Consider the following 18,746-nt stretch of genomic DNA (forward strand, 5'->3'; position numbering starts at 1 on the left):
CCTGCCTTGTTATGGCTTTTCTTTTAAATTCATATTTTGTCTGAGTAAATTAAAATGTCGAGGCTCGCAGAGCGTCTTGAATATTGCCTGAAGGGTACAAACCGCCTAAGATCGGTCCATGCTGAGAAAACTGAGCGCCATTGTCGGGCTTATGATCTTCGTCCTTGCGACGCTGAGCACACCGGCTGTGGCGCGTTCTCTGGCGCGTTCGGAAATGGACATGATACGCGGACACGTCGCAGACATGCCGTGTCATACCAGCATGGATACGAGCCTCGACCACAAGACGGATAGGACGTCTCACGACACCCCTTGCGACACAGGCTGCAAATGCCCCGTCAGCCATTGCGCGGTTCACGGCGTGAATGGTGTCGAGCCGTATAGACCCGTCGAGTATCACCCGGCGGCCTCGCGTCCGTCGATCGTCCGTCGTCTGTCGTCGCATAGCCCCGAAAGCCTGATCCGCCCACCCCGTCTGAGCGCCTGACACCCGAATTGCGTCCGTCAGGGCGTTCAAAGCGATATGTCGAAAAGTGTGAGCGGTTTTCGACGACTATATCGCGACAAGACAGGTTGGCTTTTCAGGACAATTGAACATGAAATCAGCTCTTTTTGCAGGGCTTATCCTGTGCTGGGCGGCGATAGCTTCGCCCGTGCAGGCGCAAACCCTGCCCCCCGCACAAAACCCGGTCAGGGAATACAGCCTGACCATCGACCGCCAGCCCGTGGCCATCGGGGGCAAACCGGTCAGCAAGATCACCGTCAACGGCACGATCCCCGGTCCCGTCCTGCGCTTTACGGAAGGCGACGAGGCCGTCATCCACGTCACCAACGCCATGAAAGGCGAGGCGACCTCGATCCACTGGCACGGCCTTCTGCTGCCGGGTCTGATGGACGGCGCGCCGGGATTCAATGGCTTCAAAGGCATCGCACCGGGCGAAACCTTCACCTACCGCTTTAAAATCCGTCAGTCCGGCACCTACTGGTATCATGCCCATACTCTGGGTCAGGAGGCCGACGGCCTCTATGCCGGGATCGTCATCGATCCCGTCGCGCCCGACCCCATAAAGGCCGACCGCGACTATGTGGTGCTGCTGTCCGATTATCATCAGGACGGCGCCGAGCGCATTCTAGGCAATCTGAAAACATCTTCCGAGTACTACCAGTATAACCGCCGCACGGTGGGCGATTTCGTCAGGGATGCGCGTACTCAGGGTATCGGCAAGGCGCTGAGGACCGCAAAGGACTGGGGCCGGATGCGCATGCTGCCGACGGATTTGTCGGATGTGACAGGCTATCGATTCCTGATCAACGGTATGGATCAGAGCTGGACTGGGCTGTTCCGGTCGGGCGAGCGCGTGCGGCTGCGCTTTATCAATGCCTCGGCCATGACGATGTACGATGTGCGCATTCCGGGCCTGAAAATGACGGTGGTCGCCGCCGACGGTCAGCCGGTGCAGCCGGTCGAGGTCGACGAATTCCGCTTCGGCAATGCCGAGACCTACGACGTCATCGTCACGCCAGAAGAGGACAGAGCCTATACCATCGCCGCAGAAGCGCTGGACCGCACGGGCTTCGCGCTCGGTACGCTGGCCTCGCGTGAGGGTATGACCGGCGAAAAGCCTGCGCCACGATCGCGCGCGGTCCTCAGCATGGGCGACATGAATATGGAGCTCATGATGCGCGACGACCCCTATATGGATATGAGCGACATGGACCTGACCAGCGGCTGGGCAAAGACCGGTGCGCCGGAAGGGGCGAAGGTTCTGGCCTATGGCGACCTCAAAAGCCTGACGCCGCAACCCGACCTGCGCGAGCCGACGCGCGAGATCGAGGTGCGGCTGGGCGGCAATATGGAGCGCTATATCTGGACGATCACCGCGCTCAAACAGCAAAGCGGTAGCGCAAGTAAAAGCAAGGTGTTCGATCCGAAGGATGGGTTTACGCTGGGCTGGAACGAGCGCGTGCGCCTGACCTACGTCAACGAAACCATGATGGCGCATCCGATCCATCTGCACGGCATGTTCACCCAGCTTGAGAACGGGCAGGCGGCGGCCGAGCGCCCCAACAAGCACACCGTCATCGTCCCGCCGGGGCAAAGCGTGTCGGTTCTGCTGACGGCGAACGAAGCCGGCGACTGGCCGTTCCATTGCCACCTGCTGTTCCATATGGCGTCAGGCATGATGACCACGGTCACCGTCGCCGCACCCGATGCCGATTTGACACCGCCGGAGTCTGCGAAGGCCAAAGATCAGGGGGCGCACCATGACCATCATTAAAGGCGCCGCGCTTCTGGCGCTGTTGATGCCGGTCGTGGCCCATGCGCAGGATCGCGCGCACGACCATACCGGCACGATCTATCACGCCGTGCGGCTGGAGACCGGTATTGCGCGGCACGACGGTCAGGATGTCGGGCAATGGGATATCGATGGCTGGGTGGGGGGCGACCGGCACAAGTTGTGGGTCAAGGGCGAGGGCGAGGACAGGAACGGCGACCTGTCGCTGCTCTACAGCCGCAATGTCGCGACCTTCTGGGACGCCCAGATCGGGGTGCGACAGGATTTCGGCGACAGCGATCACGCCTATCTCAGCGCCGGGATCAACGGACTGGCACCCTATTTCTTTGAAACCGAGGCGCGGGTCTTCCTCCGCGACGATGGGGCGATCAGCGCGCGGTTGCGGCAATCCAACGAGTGGCTTCTGACCAACCGCCTGATCGCCGAACCGTCGCTGGCGATCGATTATAACGCCCGCGAAGACCGCGCTCTGGGCCTCGGCACGGGCCTGACCCAGGCAGAGGTGGCGATTCAGGTGCGTTATGAGTTCAGTCGCCGTTTCGCGCCCTATGTCGAACTTCGCCATGCGCAAAAGCTCGGTTCGACGCGGGACATGGCGGAGAGTAAGGGAGAGGAGCCTTCGGAGAACAGGGTGAGCGTCGGCATTCGCTGGCTGTTCTAAGTCGATGCCGTAGCGGCACCGACTTGCCAAGATCACCTATATCCGCGATAGGAGGCGGATTATGACTGACACCCCACCGCACACCTTCAGTGTGGCGCCCATGATGGATTGGACCGACCGTCATTGTCGGGCTTTTCACCGCACCCTGACGCGCCACGCTTTGCTTTATACAGAGATGGTGACCTCGCGCGCCATCATCCACGGCGATCAGGATAAGCTGCTGGGCTTTTCCGAGGTCGAGCACCCCGTCGCCCTGCAACTGGGCGGGTCCGATCCGGATGAGTTGGCGGCCTGTGCCAGGATCGCCGAGGCGCGTGGCTACGACGAGGTCAATCTCAACTGCGGCTGCCCGTCCGATCGTGTACAGTCCGGCAGCTTCGGCGCGTGCCTGATGCGCGAACCTCAGCTTGTCGCCGATTGTATGCAGGCGATGGGAGAAGCGACGCGCCTGCCGGTGACCGTGAAATGCCGTATCGGGGTCGATGATCAGGACGAGCAGCTGGCCCTGTTCGCACTGGTCGAGGCCTGTGCCAGGGCGGGGGTGAACACCTTCATCGTCCATGCGCGCAAGGCGTGGCTGAAAGGCCTGTCGCCCAAGGAAAACCGCGACATCCCGCCGCTGAACTACGACCTGGTTTATGCGCTGAAGCGGGCTTATCCCGACCTGACGATTTCGATCAATGGCGGCATCGGGACGCTGGAGGCCGCGCAAGGCCATCTGAGCCACGTCGATGGCGTCATGCTGGGCCGAGTAGCCTATCACGAACCGGCGCTGCTGGGGCAGGTCGATCGCCTGTTCTTCGGGGCGGAGGCGGACGTGACGCCGTTCGAGGCGCTGGCGGCCTATCGCCCTTACATGGCGCAGCAGCTTGGGGTCGGAGTGCATCTGCCGGCGATCACGCGGCACATGCTGGGCCTGATGCACGGCTTGCCAGGGGCGCGGGCCTTCCGCCGTATCCTGACGGTGGAGTCGATCCGTCCGGGCGCGGGGATCGAGGTGCTGGACGAGGCCGAGGCTGCCGTCCACGAGGCGATGAACGCCGCCAGTGCAAGGCGTGAAGCCTATGCAGAAAGTTTACGGGTGTAAGATCAGGCTGCGCGGCGTGGCCTCGAAGCGGCTCAGACGGCCGAGATAGCTCATGCCGAGCAGCGAGGTCGAAAGGCCCTGCGGGATGACCAGGGCCTCAACCTTTTCCATGCGGCTCTGACCGACGCCCATGCTGTCGATCACCACGCGGGCGGCAAACGTCTTGCCGCTGGCGGTCGAGACTTCCTGATCGTAGGACAAGGCCTTGAGGTCGATGCCCATGCGGCGGGCGTCCTCCGGCGTCAGGGCAACGACCGAAGCGCCGGTATCGACGAGAAATTTCACGACAGTGGTATTGACGCGCGCTTCGGCCCAGAAATGGCCGTCGGCCGCCTTGGGGATGGCAGTGATGCCGCCGCTTGGGGTCGCCGATGTGGTGAAGGCGGCGGCGCTGGTCTGAACCATGGTGAAGGTGTCCGCCGCGCTTTGTTTCACGAAGCCGTCGTTTTTCGCGACGATCAGGCCGGTGGCCACGGCGCTTGATACAGCGCAGGCGAGGATAAAGGCGGACTTCAACATGGTACTTTCGGACACCCGGAGCGCAATTCTTGCTTGGGATGAGCCTAACCGCATAAGGTTGTTTTAGTGTGAATCGTTAAAATGAGACGTATTCGGACTATTTTGATTTAAAAATTTCATTTGCATTAAAAATTTAAATGAATTAAATCAATAAATTAATGATTATAATGTAAAATTTATAGTCTGTTATCGGATTAATTCTTGTCATATTTTTAAAATGTGCGACATTGGTATCCGACGCGGCGACAGCTGAGAGATGTGCAATCCCCCTTAAAAGGCTGACCTTCTGAGAGTTTGCGACGCGTCTTCTTATTCATCTGATGGAAAAGGAGACGCACTGATGAATGACACTGAAAAGAAACAACACGCAATGACGTCCTTCGCCCTGTTCGGGGGCGTGTTTCTGGGCGGCAAACCGAAGGACCAGCGGGTGATCAGCCGCCCGCAGGACTTCCGCCCCTTCGACAAGAAGTAGGCGAGCATGAAAAAAGCCCCGTGGTCGAACCACGGGGCTTTTTCTATTTATCGGCTCAAGCCGCCATTGAAGCGGCGGCCAAGGTGGCATAGCCACCGCCCGGCGAGGGACTAAATCTAGTTCGAGGCCAGCTTCACGCCCGCCTTGGCTTCGGCGGCGGCCATGTTCGGCGACGCCTTGGTGATCTTCACCGACGGCGACGACCCACCGGCGCCGAAACGGGCCGAGCCCTCGACCCAGTACAGGCCGTCCGTGCTGAGGAAGTTGTATTTGAATTCGATGATGTAGGTGCCGGCGCGGTTTTCGCAGCTCGACAGATTGACCATCTGCTTGCCGGTCACGGGGACGACCTTCGATACGGCGGTCTTGGCGATACCGGCGGCCAGCGTACCGGCTTCGCCCTGCTGGGTGTCATCGCATTCGGCGGCAAAGGTTTGGGTGCCCAGCGCGCCAAGGCCGGCGACGAGGGCGATCATGAGGGTTTTGTGTTTCATCTCTGTAGCTCCTTGATTTCTTCAGGATGGCTTCACTCTAAACAGGAATGAATAATTCTGAGTTAAATCAAGGCTTACGCTTTATTTACCGTCCTTAATTCCCGATTTCGGAAAACGTTATTACGTAAGGACCCAAGTCTTAACGGCCAAAACGCCGTGGAAAATTATTTTAAAAAAATATCGAAAAACAAAAAGGATTGTGCCGGAAGGCCTGCGGTCAGGCCCTCCGGCAACTGAGACAGCTTATTTCGCCGCCAGCTTGATGCCGGCCTTGGCGGTGGCGTCGGCCAGGTTCGGGCTCATCTTCTTCAGCTTGATTTCGCTGAGGTTGGCGCCCTGCATACGGGCATTGCCTTCGACCCAGTACAGGCCGTCCGCGCCCAGAAAGTTGAACTTGAATTCGGCATAGATGCCGCCGGGTGCGGTTTCGCACATGCTCAGATTGACCATCTGCTTGCCTTCGATGGCGACGGCCTTCGAGACGGCGGTAGCGGCGGCGGCGGAAATCGCCTTGCCTGTAGCGGCTTCTTCAGACCCGCTGCATTCGGCGAAAGCCGGTACGGCCAGGGCAGACAAGACAAAGGCGGAAATGAGGGCGCTTTTGAACACTGTAGACTCTTTCTGAATGTAAATCAGGGCTTTGGCCCCGTTAAGGATGTTCACCGCCTTTTTCGGCAGCTCACTCCTGAATACATATGTCTGCTTAATTCCGAGTGAATCATCACACGTTTCAGACGAGAATCTACAGGCATGACCGGATGGGACGCGGGGCGTTAACCCACCCGGTCAGGCGCAGCAGATTTAGTTCGACGCGAGCTTGACACCCGACTTGGCCGAGGCGTCGGCCAGGTTCGGGCTCAGGCGCTTCAGCTTCAGTTCGCTGACGGCGCCGCCCTTGACGCGGGCCGAGCCTTCGACCCAGTACAGACCACCGGCACCGAGGAAATTGTACTTGAATTCGGCAAAGGCGCCGCCACCGGCGGCTTCGCAGGTGTTGATGCTGACCATCTGCTTGCCTTCGACCGGCACGGCCTTGGCGACAGCGGCGGCGGTGGCCGAAGCGATGGCCTTACCCGTGGCGGCTTCCTGGGCTTCGTCACATTCGGCAAAGGCCGGGGCGGCGAAAGCGGCAAAGGCGGCGACGGCGAGGAGGGGGAGGCACTTGGACAAGGTATAACTCTTTCTGAATATATCGGGACATTCGGTCCCGGCGGGAGGTCTCTGACAGTGTTGTCGTGCGGTATTATCTGACGACATGAAACGGTTTTACAGCAAGAGTATTTAATTTCACGTGAATCTATTGTGCAGTGCGGTTGTGTTTTGAAAAATTTTTCACAGATAATATATTTAAGGTCCGTTAAGACTAATAATTGTCTTTTAATCCGTTTTTAAGCTTGGTCTTCAAGACAATGGATTGGCGGCAGACCATGAAAAAAGCCCTCCGGCAGATACCGGAGGGCTTTTTTGTCGTGAGTTGCCTGTAGGGCCGTACAGGCTTTGAGCAGATGCTTTAGGCGGCCGTCAGTTCCGACAGGAAGCGACGGATGTTCTCGCTCATGGCTTCGGTGCGTTGCGTCAGCTGACGCGCGGCGCCGAGCATCTCGGTCGAGGCCTTTTCGGTGTCGGCGGCAGAGGCCGACAGCTGCGAGACCGACGAAGACGCGGTGGTGGTGCCGTCCGAGGCTTCGTTGACGTTACGGGCGATTTCGTTGGTCGCGTCGCCTTGCTGATGGACCGAGTCGGCGATGGACGAGGCGATCTCGTTCATGTGCTTGATCGTCGCGCCGATGCCGCGGATGGCGGCGACGCCGTTTTGCGCCGCGGACTGGATGTCCTTGATGCGATCGCGGATTTCGTCGGTCGCCTTGGCGGTTTGCTGGGCCAGCGACTTCACTTCCGAGGCGACGACCGCGAAGCCCTTGCCCGCTTCACCGGCACGTGCCGATTCGATCGTGGCGTTGAGCGCCAGCAGGTTGGTTTGCTGAGCAATCGCGTTGATCAGGTCGACGACTTCGCCGATCTGGTCGGCGGCGCGGCTGAGTTCGACCATCGACTCGTTGGTCTTGTCGGCTTCCGACACGGCTTCGGCGGCGATTTCCACCGAGCGGACGGCCTGGTCGCCGATGACGCCGATCGAGGCGGACAGTTCGGTCGTCGCCGAGGCCACGTTCTGAACGTTGTCGGCCGAGTTGCGGATCGAAGACACGGCCTGTTGCGAGCGGCGTTCGTTCTCACCGGCGATGGTCAGAAGCGTGCGGCCGTTGGCGTCGAGGTCGGAGGCTGCGGCCGACAGGGCGTCGAGCATGTCCTGGGCTTCGTGGCGGAAGCGTTCGGCCAGTTCGCCCATCTGACGGGTGCGCTCTTCGCGGGTCTTCATGGTGGCGGCTTCGATTTCGGCGAGGCGCTGCTTTTCTTCGGCATTGGCCTTGAAGACGTTGAGGCTGTCGACGACGGACTTCAGTTCGTCACCGCGCGTCAGGGCCTGAATATCGACATGCAGGTTGCCGTTGGCCAGTTCCTCGGTCGTCTTGGCGATACGGTTGATACCGGTCACCGTGGTGCGCGAGAAGAAGTAGGCGATACCGCAGGAGAGGGCGGCCATGATCACGGCGAAGATCGTCAGCATCGACACACCGGCGGTCTGAGCGGCCTTGGCGGCTTCGGCGTCGGCCTTGGCGGCGGCGACCTGACCGTCGATGATCTTGTCGGAGATCTTCGACATCTTGGCGTAGCCTTCGTCGAACTGCGACATCAGGGGGGCGACCGACGGGAAATCGACGGTCATGACCGAACCGGCGAATTCGACGGCTTCCTTATAGGTCTTCACTTCCTTGCCGAGCGCTTCGAGGTCTTTCTTCTTCTCGGCGTCGGTGGTCTTGCCCGCCATGTCCTTGATCTGGGTCTCGATCTTGGCGAGGTCCTGCGTCACCAGCGACACGCGCTGTTCGCCATTGGTGGCGGTGCCGGAGGCCTGCGCCGTCAGGGCGCCGAAGAACTGGCCGTTGGCTTCCTTGATCGCCGACTTGATGTCGCCCATTTCCTGCACGTTGCGCAGGCTGACATTGTTGATGGTGTCGATGGCCTTGCCCTGCGTGTTCATGGTCACGACGGCGCCACCGGCCAACGCCACGATCAGCGCCGTGGCGACCGCCGCCGGCGTCATGAATTTCAAGGTAAACGACCAGTTTGCGATACTGATCTTGCCGCCGTTGGCGGATTTGGACTTTGTCATCTTGGCCCCTGACACTGAGTTACGTCGTCACGCCCTTGGGAAAGCCATTTCCAGCCGGAACGTGCATTAAGGTTAACAGGGCCGCAAGCGCATGATTTTGCAGACAAAGCGCGAATCATCGTTCACTCGGAGACCCCGATTGAGCCTCAAGGTGTCAGAACATAGTTGTTGAATTCCTAACAAACGCGCCCGATTTTTGACGAAATGGGAAAAATTTCAGGCGTTTGGTGCGGTCGCGATATTATTCGCTGAAAACCGCTGACACTTTTGGGCATATCGCTCCAAGCATCGTTACGTACAGAAAACCCCCGGCGCAGGTCCGGGGGTTGTGTATATGGCTTTAATATAAAGCCCTAGTTCTTGATCGGGGCGACCGTCGGCTTGGTGCGCAGGGCCTGAGCGATCTGGTGGGCCTCGTCGCCCTTGATCGTCGTTTCCAGCGCCACGACCTTGGTCGCGGTGATGTCTTTGGCCGCGTCCTTGATCGTGTCCTTGGTAGCGGTGTCGGTGGTGGCCGGTGTATCCGAGGCCTGAACCTTTTCGACGGGCGCGTCGCGCTCGACCGGAGCGTCCGACGGGCGGACATTGTCGGCGCTCAGGGCCGTCGAACCGCGACCGCGGAACTGATAGAAGACGTGGCTGCCGATGGTGGCGGTACGGTCCATACGCGGTGCCCAGTCGGGCGAGACGCTGAGGACGTGGAAGTGGGTCGAGCCGCCGACCGATTTCATGACATAGCCGTCCAGCGCGTCTTCGGCGACGCCACGGGCGCGCTTCCAGGCCCAGCCTTCGACGCGGTTGGCCATGATGCCGTTGCAGGTGAAGCTGAACTGGCATCCGGTACGCTTGACGGCACCCTGATAGACGACGTTGCAGATCGTCTTGGGGTAGCCCGGATGACGGACGCGGTTGAGAATGACCTGCGCCACGGCGCGTTGACCGGCGTCGGTTTCACCGCGCGCTTCGTAATAGACGGCCTGGGTCAGGCAATCGAGGTCCGAGGCCGAGCGGTTTTTCATCTCGAACGGCGTGACCGGATTGGCCTTGGCGAACGGATTATGGCGCATCAAACCGAGGTCGATACCGGCGCGGGCCACAGGCGCTTCGGCCGATTTGGCCTTGCGCGCTTCAACGGGCTTCATCAGCGAGGCAAACAGGCTGGAGCGCTGGGCGTCCTGACGGATGCGCATGGTCGCAACGGGCGAGGTGTAGGATTCGTGGCGCATGACCAGCGCGATGGCGCGGCGGTCGAGGTCGTCCTGCGTGGCGGCGATACGTTGCGCACCGTTCAGGCTGCGGAAATGGTCGGCGCCGTAGGAATGGTCGTTGACGCTCAGCAGGCTTTGCGCCTGTTCGCGCAGTTGCGCATCGCGCGTCAGGCTGCCGCCGAGCCAGACGGCCCCGACGGCGGCGCCCAGCATCAGGCCCGAACCGCCGGCGGCGGTCAGAAGGCGCATCTGGCGGCGCGAAAGATTCAATGAAAGACCCAAGGGAGTCTTGTCCTCAGTGACGAGAGCGCTCGGCTCCCCGACAGAGTGCAACGGGTGCGGAACACCCTGTGCGACGGCCCGTCTTATAGCGACAAATATGGCGAAAATGTGTTAAATGACGGTTAAGGTAAAAGTTCGGTTAGTTTATGGAGGGGTTTATCGGGGGTTTACTTAACGTCGCATCAATTCTGCATAAAGATAATTGCGGTTATATTTATCATTTTTGCCAAGTAAAATGTGTGATGATTGAACAGTTTTATCTTGGGCTATTCAAACGAGACGTCTGGCGTATATTTTGAATTACAATTTAGTCAAGCTTATTGAAGGGAAGGCCAAGTGCAGATTCGGGATCGCTGATGTATCGAACGTCGGTATGCGAAATCGGCATCGGCAAGGCACTGGATTCGCATGTGAATCGCCTGATGGGGGAGTGTGCTGAAATCTTGCTGACGGATTCGGGCGTTTATGGGGTTTTTATGAAGGGGAGGGCATAAAAGGCCGATGCCGCCCCTTTTCTTTTTTTTATGGCGCGCTATCTTATGTTCATGACATGTTCCCATCTTGCCCGCCTCATTCGCGGTGATTCCGTGACCCGTGCCGCCGAATCTGGCGGGGCGCAGGATTTTCCGCCCGCCTTGTGGAGCCCGCACCGGCCCGAACGGCCGGAAAAATCCGAGGGTGGACGCAAGTTCGTCCTGCATTCGGCCTATGAACCGGCGGGCGATCAACCGGCGGCGATCGCCGAACTGGTGGCGGGGATCGAAGCGCGCGAGCACGATCAGGTGCTGCTGGGGGTTACCGGCTCCGGCAAGACCTTCACCATGGCCAAGATCATCGAGGCGACCCAGCGTCCGGCGCTGATCCTGGCGCATAACAAGACGCTGGCGGCGCAGCTCTATAGTGAGTTCAAGGCCTTCTTTCCGGAAAACGCGGTCGAGTATTTCGTTTCCTACTACGACTACTACCAGCCCGAAGCCTATGTGCCGCGCACCGACACCTATATAGAGAAGGACTCGTCGATCAACGAACAGATCGACCGGATGCGCCATTCGGCCACGCGCGCCATTCTGGAGCGCGACGACGTGATCATCGTCGCCTCGGTGTCTTGCATCTACGGTATCGGTTCGGTCGAAACCTATACGGCCATGACTTTCGAGCTTAAGGTGGGGCAGACCATCGACGAAGCGCAGTTGCGCGCCGACCTCGTGGCCCTGCAATATAAGCGCAACGACGCAGCCTTTGAGCGCGGGACCTTCCGCCGCCGGGGCGACGTCATCGAAATCTTCCCCGCCCACTATGAAGACCGGGCGTGGCGCGTCTCGCTTTTCGGTGACGAGATCGAGGCCCTGACCGAGTTCGATCCGCTGACCGGCAAGAAGACGGCGGATTTGAAAGACCTCAAGGTCTATGCCGCCAGCCACTATGTGACGCCGCGCCCGACGCTGCGTCAGGCTATCGACCGCATCAAGGCCGAACTCAAGCTGCGCCTTCAGCAACTGCACGCCGAGGGCAAACTTTTGGAGGCGCAGCGCCTTGAGCAGCGTACGACCTTCGACCTCGAGATGATGGAAGCGACCGGGGCCTGCGCCGGGATCGAAAACTATTCGCGTTACCTGACGGGGCGCAATGCCGGCGATCCGCCGCCGACCTTCTTCGAATACCTGCCGGAAAACGCGCTTCTGTTCGCCGACGAAAGCCACGTCACCGTGCCGCAGATCGGCGGCATGTACCGCGGCGACTTTGCGCGCAAATCGGTGCTGGCCGAATATGGATTCCGTCTGCCGTCGTGCATGGACAATCGCCCGCTCAAGTTCGAGGAATGGGACGCCATGCGGCCCCAGACCGTCTCGGTGTCGGCGACGCCCGGACCGTGGGAAATGACCCAGACCTCGGGCGTGTTTACCGAGCAGGTCATCCGCCCGACCGGCCTGATCGATCCGCCGGTCGAAATCCGCCCGGTGTCGAAGGACGGCGCCAATCAGGTCGACGACGTCATTGCCGAGGTACGCGAGGTGGCCAAGCACGGTTATCGCTCGCTGGTTACCGTCCTGACCAAGAAGATGGCCGAAAACCTGACCGACTATATGCACGAGCAGGGCATCCGCGTACGCTACATGCACTCCGATATCGAGACCCTGGAGCGGATCGAGATCATTCGCGACCTGCGGCTGGGGGCGTTCGACGTGCTGATCGGGATCAACCTGCTGCGCGAGGGGCTGGATATCCCCGAATGTGGCTTCGTGGCCATACTCGATGCCGATAAGGAAGGCTTCCTGCGCTCTGAAACCTCGCTGATCCAGACCATCGGTCGGGCGGCGCGTAACGTCGATGGCCGCGTTATCCTCTATGCCGACAAGATGACCGGGTCGATGGAGCGGGCGCTGGCGGAGACCACGCGGCGCCGGGAAAAGCAATTGGCCTATAATCTTGAGCACGGCATCACGCCGGAATCGGTCAAACGCGGCATCAGCGATATCCTCGACAGTCCATACGAAAAAGCCGATCGCGTTCAGGTGCCGCTGGGTGTGGCGGGCAAGGACTCGAAGCCATTTCTGGGCTCGAACTTTCAGGCGACGCTCAAGGATCTGGAGACGCGGATGCGCGAGGCGGCCTCCAATCTGGAGTTCGAGGAGGCGGCCCGTCTGCGCGACGAGGTCAAGCGGCTCAAGCTGCTCGATCTGGAGTTTGCCCGCGAGATGATCGGTGGCGATCCAGAAACCTGAGATGCAAATGCCGATCATCTCAAAACTTAAGATGCGATGATTACCGGGGGACAGGAAAGTTAAGCTGTCGGACGACTGAGGCCTATTCGTCACGCCCCTGTTACGAAAATGTGCCAATTTGAGGCATCGCCCCTTACATTCCGCTGGATTTTTAGCGCAAATTGCCGCACCTTTATGGCCTGTCCTGTGCATAAGTCAGGCGTGGAAGCCCTGACTGTATCAAAGCGGATCGCCGTGCGTTTGCGGTAATCATTGGTCGTACGGGGCGCGTATATCGGTCGGGGTGGTTATATGCGTAGAACAAGATTGAATGTCGTGCCGCCGTCGTCGAAGGACGCGCAAACAGAGATGCCGACGCCGGCTATCGAAGGCATCGTCAACGAAGCGATCAATGTGGTGCCGGTCAATCTGCACCCGCATTCGCCGTTGCAAAATCTGGTCGATGCGACGACCAGCGCCCGCGAAAGCCGCACGCACCGCGTTCGCCGTCTTCAGGAAGAGGCAAAATCGCTGGCGCGCGAGCAGATTGCCGAGCTTGAAGTGCTTCTCGACGCCACGGCCAAGATGGCCAATGAGATCGCCGAAGGCGGTGAGGCCTACCCGGTCGGCGCCCGTGAACTGAGCCGCCGTCTGGCCGACGAATTGCCGCGCACCCTGCAAACCCTGCGCATCGTGACCAAAAAGTCGCTCTGACGTCTGTCCCGATCAATTATCGACTCGCTTGTTGGGCGTTTTCCTCTACTATTTTTGCGTTGCCCACGTGTACGTAAGGGGCGACCAAAGCCGGTGAGGAAACGTCAGATGCCCAGAAACCCTCTTAATCATCGTTGGTTTCTCTATGCCGCGCCTGTTGTCGCGGGCCTGTCGCTGCTGACCGCCTGCGGTAAAAAGGAAAAAGCGCCGGAGCCCGAAGCCACGCCTGCTGCTGCGGTGGTCGAAGCACCGCCCAAGCCTATGGACGTCCTGCCGCTGCGCAAACCTGGCCTGTGGGACATGACCATGAGCGAAGAGGGTTCGGAGTCTCAGGCCCAGACCATGCAGATTTGCATCGATGCGGCGACGGAAAAGCAACTGGGGATTACCGGCACCGACCTGAACGGCGATCGTTGTCAGAAAAACACGGTCAGTCACCTTGAAGATGGCTCGTGGGGCATTCTGGCCGAGTGCAATATGGGTACCGGCGGGATGATGGAAATCTCGGGTAAGATCGTCGGCGACTATACCAGCAACTACACCATGACCCTGCGTTCGCAAACCACCGGTGCGGCCGTGCCGCACATGAACCGCGTGGTCAATATGACGATCCTGTCGAAGCGTCTGGGGGCGTGCAAGGCCGAACAAAAGCCGGGTGACGTGATCCTGCCGGGGGATGTGACCTTCAACCTGTTCGATATGGCGGGGAAAGAGCCGGGGCAGTAGTAGGTGCTTCAATACTCCCCCCACTTGTGGCGGAGATGTCACGAAGTGACAGTGGGGGGCCTTATTAAGAAATACGCCTAAGGTGTTTGCGGGACCTATGTAAGGCCCCCCACCTTCATTTTCGCTATCGCTCAAATGCCTCCTCCCCCGCGTGGCGGGGGAGTATTAAAAGGCTTAAACCAACCAGCTTTTCGGGTGAGGATACGCACGCTTGTGGAAGATGTGGTTAAAGCCCACCGTGCAGCGACCGACGATCCACAGGAACAGTAGAAACGCCACGATCAGGACAACGCTGCCCAGGACCATGCTATGCATGACCGGCGTTGGGAGCAGAAGCGCGATCGGTATGAAGACGGCGATGCCGATCCAGAACGTGCGCTTCTGAAATGCGTAATGCGACTTCAGCCAGTCGGGCGCATCGTCCTGAAACAGGTAGATCAGGGTTATGGCCAGCACGCCCGTGACGCCGCCGATCATCATGCAGAACAGTAGCAGATAGTTGATGACCGGCACGATACGCTTGTCACTGATTTTTTCGCGGGCCGGGGCGGGGGTGTTGGCGGTCATCGTTTCCTGATCAAGGTTCGGGGGTAAGTTCTGGCACCAGAAGGTGCACGTCCGTCACGCCTATATCAAGGCCCATCTGCGTGAAAAGCGTGGTGATCTGGCCACGGTGGTGAGTCTGATGATTGAAAACATGGCTCAGCGTCAGACCGAGCGCCTTGGTGTGGGTTTCGCCATTGGCGCGGCTATAGGTAAAGGCCGAGGCGATGTCCTCTTCACTTAAGGAGTCGATATAGGCGATGATCAGTTCATCCAAAGCTCTGCGCGGGGCGGCGTAGGACTGAAAATCGTCATAGAGCACGTCGGTCAGGCCCGCGGGTTTCGGCAGGTCAAGCACCGGCAGCAGCAGATGGCCGCTGGCGTGTTTGGTCATCCGCGTCATCCAGATGATGTCGGCGACGATCAGGTGGTTGAGCGTGTTCCACACCGAACCGAAAAAGCTGCCGCGATCTTCGGTGAAATCGCGCTCCGGATGATCGGCCATCAGGGTCAGCATCTTGCCGTTCATCCACTGATTATAGCGCGCCATCAGGGCCAGATGCGCCTTATAACCGAGGGGTTCCGTCATTTCGCGAAGACCACGACGCAGCCGGAACGGTCGGCGTCTTTCAACGCTTCGGGTTTGGAAATCCGAATGCGGACTTCGAGGGCCTGCGGCAGGTCCAGCACGGCGCGGGCGAGGTCTTCGGCGAGGGTTTCGACCAGCTTGATATGGCCGACGGCGATAATCTCGCGCGCCAGATTACCCACCATCTCGTAGTTCAGCGTGTCTTTCAGGCCCTTGATCTCGTGCAGGCCGACGGTAATGTCGGCGTCGATGATCAGAGGCTGGGTGCGGCCATGCTCATAGTCATAAATGCCGATGGCGGCCTCGACCTTCAGGCCCTCGACAAAGACGTGGCGGGATTTCAGGTACATGTGTCGCCCTTCGGTCGCGCCCATTGCTCCGGCGTCAGGAGGTCGTTGAGGCTCATATCGGGCCGATGGCACCACTCGGCCAGACGTGGCGCTCCGATCAGATCGTCCGGGGTGAGGATGACGCTGTTGGTCGGGGTTTCCTCGATTTCGAAGCGCACGCACTCGAAATCCGGCACGTGCGCGGTGAGGATGGCGTTGAGCTTGTAATAGAGCGCCAGCGCCACGGCTTCGGTCGTCGGGTCGCCGGAAATGATCAACAGACGCGGCAGGAGGTCCGGCTCGTGCGCGCGGAAAAAGCCGATCATCGGGTCGTCGTGGCCGAGCTGAAACGCATGATCGAGCGCGTCATCGACGAAGCGGTGCCAGTCGCGTTTCAGCAGGTCGAAGCTTTGGGCATAGTTGGATTGCCCCCACTTCACGGTATCGGGGGACTTGGCTTTCAGCGTTACCCTGACGAATTCGTTATGGCCATGCGGGGTCGCGCACTTCGACGAACGGTCGGCGCGCAGGCGATGGGCCATAGAAAAACGACGGGTGAACTGGATTTGCACTGTGGAAGCCTTAAGGGATCAGGGCGCAGCTAAAAGCCTAAAAGGGCGCGGGAGTCAAATCACGCACTTTGGTGCAGGCTGAAATGAAGTAAGATTAACCACGGAAGACACAGAAAGCACGGAAAGAGTTTCACGCTTCGACATCCGTGCTTTCTGTGTTTTCAGTGGTTAAAATCTACCAAACGCCGATTTTCTCGTCCTGCTTATGGTGGTCTTCTTCGGCCAGCAGGCGGACGGCTTCGAGCGCCGCCATGCAGCCCATGCCGGCCGCGGTCACGGCCTGACGATAGACGTCGTCGGTCACATCGCCCGCGGCAAAGACGCCGCGAATGGCGGTTTTCGGTGTGCCGGGTTCGACCTTGAGATAGCCGCCCGAATTCGTCTCAAGCTGGCCCTGAAATAGTTGCGACGACGGCGCGTGGCCGATGGCGATGAACACGCCGTCGAGCGGCAGTTCGCGGGTCGCACCCGTATTGACGTTTTTCAGGCGCACGCCGGTGACACCCAGCCCACCGTATTCGTTGGTTTCGCCCAGCACTTCGTCGATGGCCGTATCCCAGATCGGCTCGATCTTCGGTTCGGCCAGCATCCGTTCGGCAAGGATTTTTTCCGAACGCACGCCGTCGCGGCGGTGGATAAGGTAGACCTTGGCGGCGAATTTGGTCAGGAACAGGGCCTCTTCGACCGCCGTATTGCCGCCGCCGACAACGGCCACGACCTTGTTACGGTAGAAGAACCCGTCGCAGGTCGCGCAGGCCGAGACGCCGAAGCCCTGATAGGTCTTTTCCGAGTCGAGGCCCAGCCACTTGGCCTGAGCGCCGGTCGAAATGATGACGGTTTCGGCCAGATATTGCTGGCCCGAGTCGGTTTCCAGCAGGAACGGACGGCGCGACAGATCGGCCTTGGTCACGATGTCGCTGATGACCTCGGTGCCCATGTGCTCGGCCTGTTCGCGCATCTGGTCCATCAGCCACGGGCCCTGGATCACTTCGGAAAAGCCGGGATAGTTCTCGACATCGGTGGTGATGGTCAGTTGCCCGCCCGTCTGAGGTCCGGTGAAGACCACCGGATTGAGCAGGCCGCGCGCCGCATAGATGGCGGCGGTCCAGCCGGCGGGGCCGGAACCGATGATGGCGCAACGAAGGGGACGGGGCGTGGTCATGGTGGAGTCTCGAAAAACGGGGCGAGTCGCCCTTACAGATGTTGCCCTTAGATAATGAGCGCGCCGTCGCTTGTCACCCTTTTGCGAGGCGGTCCGGATGTTTTTCGGCATAAAGCGCGAGCACGGCCTCGGCGGCGCGGCGCGTTTCGTTGAGCGGCGCATATTTCCATTGCCGCAGTTCGCCCGACCATGGTCGCGCGGCGCCATAATCCTGCAAACCCTGATGGAAGCGACCGAACTTGGCGGTGGACCCGCGCGCATCCATGGGCAGGATATTCACCGGCTTGCCTGTGGCGGCGGCCTCCGCAGCCATATTGACCGAGTCTTCTGTCACCATGAGGAAATCGGCGGCGTTGAGAAAGGCGAAATAGGGGTTCTCGCCCTTGCCGTCATAGAGGATGCCGGGCAGGTCTTTCAGCCCGTCCATCAGCACCCTACGCGCATCGTCGGGCGTGCGGCGCGAGACGCTGAGGAGCAGGGTGGCTTTCTTGCTTTTGACGGCGACGCGGATTTGTTGAACCAAGGCCTCGGCGCGTTCGGCGCTGATCGTGTGGCTCTTCGACTTGCCGCCGATCAGGACGGTCAGGAACGGACCGTCAAAGGCGGACAGGCGCTCCGCCCACGGCGTGGACTCGCGCTTGAGGCGTTCCGGCGTGACGCGGTGGGTCGAGCCCTGAATCGACAGGACGTTGTCGCCCTTTACCTGATCGTGCAGGGGGGCGACGACCATGTCGAAGCGTTTAGAGGGTTCGCGCGGGTCTTGTAACTGAACGACCAGGGTATGACCACCGCTGAGTTTTTTGACGCGCTTGGAGTGGGGCAGGGTGGCGCGACCGGCGGCGATCCAGATATCGGGCCACGGACGGCCCACCGGGTCTGAGTCGCGTTTCAGCATAAGGTGCGGAAGCAGCCTCAGCGCCGTCGGCCAGCGGTCGAACATGCGGCGGTAGCGAATATGACGCACCACAACGTGGGCCGGGGTCAGGTCGGCAATGGCTTCGGCGAGACCCAGCACCTGATTATGGATACCGGCGCGCCCGTCCGACACCGCCCAGACAACCAGTTGGTCGTGCCGGGGGATTTTCAGAGAGTCGTCGGTGGTTGCAGGAGGCGTTAACACACAATGGCACCTTTGGATGGGGCAATTAAGCGCC

General features: G+C 59.9%; 20 protein-coding genes. 8 read left to right on the plus strand and 12 right to left on the minus strand.

Annotated features, from left to right (window positions below; translation table 11 throughout):
- The first annotated feature begins 118 nt into the window (after window positions 1-118).
- From AEYBE204_RS40265 to dusA, 4 genes are all read left to right on the plus strand, one after another.
- Window positions 119-487: a hypothetical protein gene (locus tag AEYBE204_RS40265; RefSeq protein WP_155908307.1), complete on the plus strand. Its 369-nt coding sequence runs from the start codon at window positions 119-121 to the stop codon at window positions 485-487.
- Between the two features lie 109 nt (window positions 488-596).
- Window positions 597-2,279 carry a multicopper oxidase domain-containing protein gene (locus AEYBE204_RS28135; RefSeq protein ID WP_023461803.1) on the plus strand — a complete coding sequence of 561 codons (1,683 nt, stop codon included), beginning with the start codon at window positions 597-599 and terminating at the stop codon, window positions 2,277-2,279.
- A complete protein-coding gene (locus AEYBE204_RS28140; protein ID WP_023461804.1) occupies window positions 2,266-2,958 on the plus strand; it encodes a copper resistance protein B in 693 nt (230 codons plus the stop codon). The genes AEYBE204_RS28135 and AEYBE204_RS28140 overlap by 14 nt, the downstream gene beginning before the upstream one ends.
- Before the next feature lie 61 nt (window positions 2,959-3,019).
- On the plus strand, window positions 3,020-4,045 hold the full coding sequence (gene dusA / locus AEYBE204_RS28145; protein ID WP_031230254.1) for a tRNA dihydrouridine(20/20a) synthase DusA: 1,026 nt from the start codon (window positions 3,020-3,022) through the stop codon (window positions 4,043-4,045).
- Here the strand turns inward: dusA and AEYBE204_RS28150 are convergent.
- Window positions 4,034-4,564, minus strand: a complete 531-nt coding sequence (locus tag AEYBE204_RS28150) for a TIGR02281 family clan AA aspartic protease (RefSeq protein WP_023461806.1) — start codon at window positions 4,562-4,564, stop codon at window positions 4,034-4,036. The two genes, dusA and AEYBE204_RS28150, sit on opposite strands and share 12 nt — an antisense overlap.
- Window positions 4,565-4,904: 340 nt before the next feature.
- Between AEYBE204_RS28150 and AEYBE204_RS40830 the strand changes: the two genes are divergently transcribed.
- Window positions 4,905-5,039, plus strand: a complete 135-nt coding sequence (locus AEYBE204_RS40830) for a hypothetical protein (protein WP_023461807.1) — start codon at window positions 4,905-4,907, stop codon at window positions 5,037-5,039.
- A gap of 116 nt (window positions 5,040-5,155) precedes the next feature.
- Here the strand turns inward: AEYBE204_RS40830 and AEYBE204_RS28155 are convergent, their stop codons facing one another.
- The 5 genes from AEYBE204_RS28155 to AEYBE204_RS40270 all read right to left on the minus strand — a co-directional run bounded on the left by AEYBE204_RS28155 (window position 5,156) and on the right by AEYBE204_RS40270 (window position 10,222).
- Entirely contained in the window at window positions 5,156-5,533 is a 378-nt protein-coding gene (locus AEYBE204_RS28155) for a hypothetical protein (RefSeq protein WP_023461808.1), read from the minus strand.
- A 243-nt stretch (window positions 5,534-5,776) separates the two neighbouring features.
- A complete protein-coding gene (locus AEYBE204_RS28160; protein ID WP_052019371.1) occupies window positions 5,777-6,142 on the minus strand; it encodes a hypothetical protein in 366 nt (121 codons plus the stop codon).
- Between the two features lie 192 nt (window positions 6,143-6,334).
- Window positions 6,335-6,703, minus strand: a complete 369-nt coding sequence (locus tag AEYBE204_RS28165; protein WP_023461810.1) for a hypothetical protein — start codon at window positions 6,701-6,703, stop codon at window positions 6,335-6,337.
- A gap of 340 nt (window positions 6,704-7,043) precedes the next feature.
- Entirely contained in the window at window positions 7,044-8,765 is a 1,722-nt protein-coding gene (locus AEYBE204_RS28170) for a methyl-accepting chemotaxis protein (protein WP_023461811.1), read from the minus strand.
- A gap of 353 nt (window positions 8,766-9,118) precedes the next feature.
- On the minus strand, window positions 9,119-10,222 hold the full coding sequence (locus AEYBE204_RS40270; protein ID WP_155908309.1) for a cell wall hydrolase: 1,104 nt from the start codon (window positions 10,220-10,222) through the stop codon (window positions 9,119-9,121).
- A 578-nt stretch (window positions 10,223-10,800) separates the two neighbouring features.
- On the opposite strand from AEYBE204_RS40270, the gene uvrB reads away from it, so the two are divergent.
- The 3 genes from uvrB (at window position 10,801) to AEYBE204_RS28190 (ending at window position 14,397) form a co-directional block, all read left to right on the plus strand.
- Entirely contained in the window at window positions 10,801-12,978 is a 2,178-nt protein-coding gene (uvrB, locus tag AEYBE204_RS28180; RefSeq protein ID WP_031230260.1) for an excinuclease ABC subunit UvrB, read from the plus strand.
- Window positions 12,979-13,269: 291 nt separating this feature from the next.
- Window positions 13,270-13,671, plus strand: coding sequence for a hypothetical protein (locus AEYBE204_RS40835; protein WP_031230262.1), 402 nt, complete (start codon window positions 13,270-13,272; stop codon window positions 13,669-13,671).
- A 108-nt stretch (window positions 13,672-13,779) separates the two neighbouring features.
- Window positions 13,780-14,397 (plus strand): DUF3617 family protein, encoded by a 618-nt coding sequence (locus AEYBE204_RS28190; protein WP_023461816.1) that lies wholly within the window; start codon window positions 13,780-13,782, stop codon window positions 14,395-14,397.
- 174 nt (window positions 14,398-14,571) lie between these two features.
- Here the strand turns inward: AEYBE204_RS28190 and AEYBE204_RS28195 are convergent, their stop codons facing one another.
- From AEYBE204_RS28195 to AEYBE204_RS28220, 6 genes are all read right to left on the minus strand, one after another.
- Window positions 14,572-14,964, minus strand: coding sequence for a hypothetical protein (locus AEYBE204_RS28195; protein WP_023461817.1), 393 nt, complete (start codon window positions 14,962-14,964; stop codon window positions 14,572-14,574).
- A gap of 10 nt (window positions 14,965-14,974) precedes the next feature.
- Complete coding sequence (locus AEYBE204_RS28200) at window positions 14,975-15,529, minus strand: DinB family protein (RefSeq protein WP_023461818.1); 555 nt, start codon at window positions 15,527-15,529, stop codon at window positions 14,975-14,977.
- Window positions 15,526-15,879 carry a dihydroneopterin aldolase gene (locus tag AEYBE204_RS28205; protein ID WP_023461819.1) on the minus strand — a complete coding sequence of 118 codons (354 nt, stop codon included), beginning with the start codon at window positions 15,877-15,879 and terminating at the stop codon, window positions 15,526-15,528. The genes AEYBE204_RS28200 and AEYBE204_RS28205 overlap by 4 nt, the downstream gene beginning before the upstream one ends.
- Entirely contained in the window at window positions 15,870-16,430 is a 561-nt protein-coding gene (locus AEYBE204_RS28210) for a 6-carboxytetrahydropterin synthase (protein WP_023461820.1), read from the minus strand. Before AEYBE204_RS28210 ends, AEYBE204_RS28205 begins: the two co-directional genes overlap by 10 nt.
- Window positions 16,431-16,605: 175 nt before the next feature.
- Window positions 16,606-17,592, minus strand: coding sequence for a thioredoxin-disulfide reductase (gene trxB / locus AEYBE204_RS28215; protein ID WP_023461821.1), 987 nt, complete (start codon window positions 17,590-17,592; stop codon window positions 16,606-16,608).
- Between the two features lie 73 nt (window positions 17,593-17,665).
- Window positions 17,666-18,712: a mitochondrial fission ELM1 family protein gene (locus tag AEYBE204_RS28220; protein WP_023461822.1), complete on the minus strand. Its 1,047-nt coding sequence runs from the start codon at window positions 18,710-18,712 to the stop codon at window positions 17,666-17,668.
- Window positions 18,713-18,746: the final 34 nt, after the last annotated feature.

The organism is Asticcacaulis sp. YBE204, from assembly GCF_000495855.1.
GTDB lineage: Bacteria > Pseudomonadota > Alphaproteobacteria > Caulobacterales > Caulobacteraceae > Asticcacaulis.